This is a genomic window from Streptomyces sp. NPDC050211 (assembly GCF_040656035.1).
Lineage (GTDB): Bacteria > Actinomycetota > Actinomycetes > Streptomycetales > Streptomycetaceae > Streptomyces.
This window is the reverse complement of the sequence record NZ_JBFALC010000154.1, coordinates 1-3,944: the sequence shown is the minus strand read 5'-3', so window position 1 is coordinate 3,944 and position 3,944 is coordinate 1. Positions and strand designations below refer to the sequence as shown.

The following is a 3,944-nucleotide window of genomic DNA, read 5'->3' as shown; positions in this document are numbered from 1 at the left end:
CGTCGCCAACGAGCCTGAGAGGGCGCCGACCACCTCGGCCCGCACCTGGCGGCGCTCGGCGCGTTGCGCCGCCGCGGTGTCCCGTCCCCCCCCTCCCGCCCACCTTGCCGGGGCCGCCCCGGCCAGCGGCGCGCCCACGAACAGCAGGACGGCGACGACCACCACCGTCCACGCCTCCACGATGTCCGACCGGCGCCGCAGCGGGCTGGGCCGCCAGCGCCAGCCGCGCACCCGCGTTCGCATGTCGACCTCCTCGCCGTCACGCCTACGAGTGCCCACATCGAGTGACCTAAGCGGGCCGACACGGCCGCCGGCTGTGGAGATCGGAGCCGGTCAGCCGAAGCGCTCGATCCGGATGCGGTCGACCGGCTGGCCTGCCGCGACGAGCAGCCGTGAGGCGTGCTCGGCGAACCCGTTGGAGCCGCACACATAGGCCTCCCACCCACCGGGAGGCCGGTCGGCCAGGAGCGGGGCCACATGTGCGGCCGTCATACGACCCACAGGTACGCCATGTGGCGCGCTCCGCGTGAACACGGGCGTCGTCTCGGCGCCGTACTCCCGCCCGTAGATCAGCTCCTCGGGACTGCGCGCCGACACCAGCAGCCGCAGCGGCACGGACAGGCCCCGCGCCCGGTGGTGCCGCACCATCGACATCAGCGGTACGACGCCGGATCCCGCGCCGATCAGCAGGGCGGGCCGGTCGCCGGGCCAGGCGAAGAAGCCGCTGAGCGGCCCGCGCACCTCGAGCCGGTCACCGGGCCGGGCCACGGTGTGGAACCAGCCCGAGACCTCGCCGCCCTCGACGTGATCGAGGGTCAGCTCGATATGCCCGGAGTCGTCGGGCGCGGACGCGAGGGAGTAGTGGCGCTGGGCCGCATAGCCGTCCCCGGCGGTGAGCCGCAGCATCAGGTGCTGGCCGGGGAGATGCCCCTGCCAGTCGGGCACGGCGAGCCGGAAGGTTGCGGCGTGCGGGGTCTCGCGGCGGATCTCGGTGATCGTGGCGGTCTGCCACACGGCGGCGGCCTGGTTGCTCACGGCGATCCGCCCGGGCACGGCGAAGCGCGTCGGGGGAGTGAAGGTCTCAGTCACCGGAGTACCGCTGCTCCTCCCAGGGGTTGCCGCGGGCGTGGTAGCCGTTCTGCTCCCAGAAGCCCGGCTCGTCGTGGTCGAGGAGCCGGATGCCCGCGATCCACTTGGCGCTCTTCCAGAAGTAGAGATGCGGCACCAGCAGGCGTGCCGGACCACCGTGCTCGGGCGCGAGGGGCCGGCCGTCGTACTCCCAGGCGATCCAGGCCCGTCCGCCGGTCAGGTCCGCGAGCGGCAGGTTCGTGGTGTATCCGGTGTGCGAGTAGGCGACGGCATGTGTGGCGGCCACATGGGGGCGCACCACATTGAGGAAGGCGTCCAGCGAGACGCCCCCGAACCGCACGCCGAACTTCGACCAGCTCGTCACACAGTGGATGTCACCCTCGTACGCCGAGGCCGGCAGCTCGTGCGCCTGCTCCCAGTTCCAGGTGCGGGGCTTGTCCACCAGGCCGTCGACACGGAAGGTCCAGTCGGCGGGCGCCAGTTCGGGAGTGACCTCCGCGGACAGGACGGGCCAGTCGTCGCCCGCGTCGTACTGGCCGGGCGGGAGCCCCGGGTCGTCGACGCGCGGACGTCCGGTGAAGCCTCGGGTGACATTCATGCGGGTGCTGCCTCCAGGTCGCCGTGCGTACGTGCGTGGCGGCCCGTGGGTCGGACGTTATGGGTGCTTACGCAGTCAACCGTACGTGGCCTGCGGACCTGCCCGGTCCCGGGGGGCGGCGGGCCCCGCGCTCATGAAGGCCGCAAAGCCTCGGCACCCGCCCCGGTCCACCCGTTGTAGCGCACGAGATACGTGGCGAACCGCTCCAGATCCTCCGTCGGCCAGTCCGCGAGCCGTTCCCGCAATGCCGTCCGGCGGCTCTCGGTGACCTGGGCGAGGATGTTCCGGCCGGCGTCCGTCAGGTGCAGTACCTGCACGCGGTGGTCCTCAGGGGCGAGGCGCCGCTCGATGAGTTCGGTCCGCTCGAGCGCGGCGACCTGGCGGCTGACGGTGGACTTGTCGAGGGCGTAGTGCGCGGCCAGGTCGGTGGCGCGGCAGCCGCCGCTCTCCTCCAGGTGCCCCAGCAGCGTGTACGACACCAGCGACAACTCGGGGTGCATACGTCCCGCCGAGGCCCGTGCCCGGCGGGCGAAGGCGGTCATCTCGCGCTGGATGGTCTCCACGGCCGTGTCCGCACCGGGCCCGCCGGAGTGGCCAACCGGCTCATCGGTCACGTCGGCTGCGTTCACGGAACCTCCCTCGCCCTGCTGGTTGCATAGTGCAACTTAGCTGCATTTCAGCAGCAGGGTGACAACCGCTCGCCCGATCCGGGTAATGTTGCCGTCCGGCTGCGGAGTGTCCCGGCCGTGACCGCCTGAGGAGGTGAGACCCATTACCGCTGTGTCAGCTCGGGTGCTCGCCCCTCGAACCGGCGCGGATCGCCGACGCTAGGTGACCGCGAGAGCGCCCTTCGGCTCCCGAAAGGCTCTCGGCTTTCATGCCACCTCTTTCTTCCCTGTCCTCGTACGACGCTGTCGTCACCGCCCTGCGCGCAGCGGGCTGTGTCTTCGCCGAGGACGAGGCCCAGTTGATCCTGGGCGCGGCCCACGACCCCGACGAACTGGCCGCCATGGTGCGCCGTCGCGCGGACGGTCTGCCCCTTGAACTCGTCCTCGGCTGGGCGGAGTTCCGGGGACTGCGGATCACGGTCGAACCTGGCGTCTTCGTGCCTCGCCGCCGTACCGAATTCCTCGTCGAACAGGCTCTGGCCCAGGCGCCGGGCGCCTCCGTCGTAGTCGACCTGTGCTGCGGCTCCGGAGCGGTCGGCGCAGCCCTCGCCGCCGCGCTCGGGCAAGTCGACCTGCACGCCGCCGACATCGACCCGTCGGCCGTACGCTGCGCTCACCGCAACATCGCCCCGCTGGGCGGACTCGTGCACACGGGCGACCTGTTCGAGGCGCTCCCAGATGAACTGCGGGGCCGCGTCGACATCCTCGCGGCCAATGTGCCGTACGTCCCCACCGGCGAAGTCGGCCTGCTGCCCGCGGAGGCCCGGGACCATGAGCCGCTGGTCGCGCTGGACGGCGGCGCGGATGGACTGGACGTCCTGCGCCGCGTCGCCGCCGATGCGCCCCGATGGCTCGCGCCGGGCGGCTGTCTGCTGGTCGAGACGAGCGAGGCCCAGGTACCGGCGGCCGTCGACGCCTTCGCCGACGGTGGTCTGACGGCCCGTCTGGCCGTGTCGGAGGAGTGGTACGCGAATGTCGTGATCGGCACGCTCTGACGCGGGGTCAGGTCGTGGCGCCGCCGCTCTTCGAGGGCTCCGGATCTTTCCCGTCACGGTGACCGGGGAACTTGAAGTGCCGGTCGCCCGGCCCCCAGCCCTCGTCGTCCTTGTCGTCCCGACTGCCGGAGATGACACGGGCGGCGGTGCGGGTGTCGTCGTCGGAACGGGTACCGGCGAGGTGCGCCGACTCGCCTTCCTTCAGCTCATCGGCACCGGATTCGGACGAGCCGTCGTGCCAGACCGTGGTGTCCTCGTCGACCGTCCAGGTCCACTCGGCCCCGTCCTCGCTCTTGACCGTGACCTGGTCGCCGTCCACGTTCTCGATGGTGCCCCACTGCCAGATCCGGACGACCCAGTCGCCGGTGTCGCGGTCCTTGACGGTCGCCTCGCCGTGCGCGGCCTCGCCGCCGAGGCCGAACCACATGCCGGGTCCGCGCCAGGGGCGGCGGTCGTCGGGCGAGGAGGACTCCGAGGCGGTGCCGGTGGCGGCGGGCGTGGCGCCTTCGCCGGAACCCGACGAGGTGGCGGCGTAGGCGACGGTGCCGCCGAGGGCCAGGACGACGACCGTCGCCGCCGCGGTCACGGCGCGGG

General features: G+C 72.3%; 5 protein-coding genes and 1 pseudogene. 1 reads left to right on the top strand and 5 read right to left on the bottom strand.

All coding sequences use genetic code 11. The features are described 5' to 3' along the window. The 4 genes and pseudogenes from AB0I98_RS49510 to AB0I98_RS49495 all read right to left on the bottom strand — a co-directional run. Nucleotides 1-243: pseudogene (locus AB0I98_RS49510) on the bottom strand (hypothetical protein); the annotation flags it as partial. Nucleotides 244-333: 90 nt separating this feature from the next. Further along, nucleotides 334-1,089 carry a ferredoxin reductase gene (locus AB0I98_RS49505; RefSeq protein WP_362953066.1) on the bottom strand — a complete coding sequence of 252 codons (756 nt, stop codon included), beginning with the start codon at nt 1,087-1,089 and terminating at the stop codon, nt 334-336. Further along, a complete protein-coding gene (locus tag AB0I98_RS49500; protein ID WP_362953064.1) occupies nt 1,082-1,687 on the bottom strand; it encodes a sulfite oxidase-like oxidoreductase in 606 nt (201 codons plus the stop codon). The genes AB0I98_RS49505 and AB0I98_RS49500 overlap by 8 nt, the downstream gene beginning before the upstream one ends. A gap of 131 nt (nt 1,688-1,818) precedes the next feature. Beyond that, nucleotides 1,819-2,229: a MarR family winged helix-turn-helix transcriptional regulator gene (locus AB0I98_RS49495; protein ID WP_362953068.1), complete on the bottom strand. Its 411-nt coding sequence runs from the start codon at nt 2,227-2,229 to the stop codon at nt 1,819-1,821. 335 nt (nt 2,230-2,564) lie between these two features. Here AB0I98_RS49495 and AB0I98_RS49490 point away from each other — a divergent pair, with 335 nt between their 5' ends. After that, the gene (locus AB0I98_RS49490) at nt 2,565-3,350 is read left to right on the top strand and encodes a putative protein N(5)-glutamine methyltransferase (protein WP_362953062.1); all 786 of its coding nucleotides are present in this window, start codon (nt 2,565-2,567) and stop codon (nt 3,348-3,350) included. A gap of 7 nt (nt 3,351-3,357) precedes the next feature. Here AB0I98_RS49490 and AB0I98_RS49485 read toward each other — a convergent pair. Next, nucleotides 3,358-3,944: hypothetical protein (locus AB0I98_RS49485; protein WP_362953060.1), on the bottom strand; the 587-nt coding region annotated here is incomplete at its 5' end.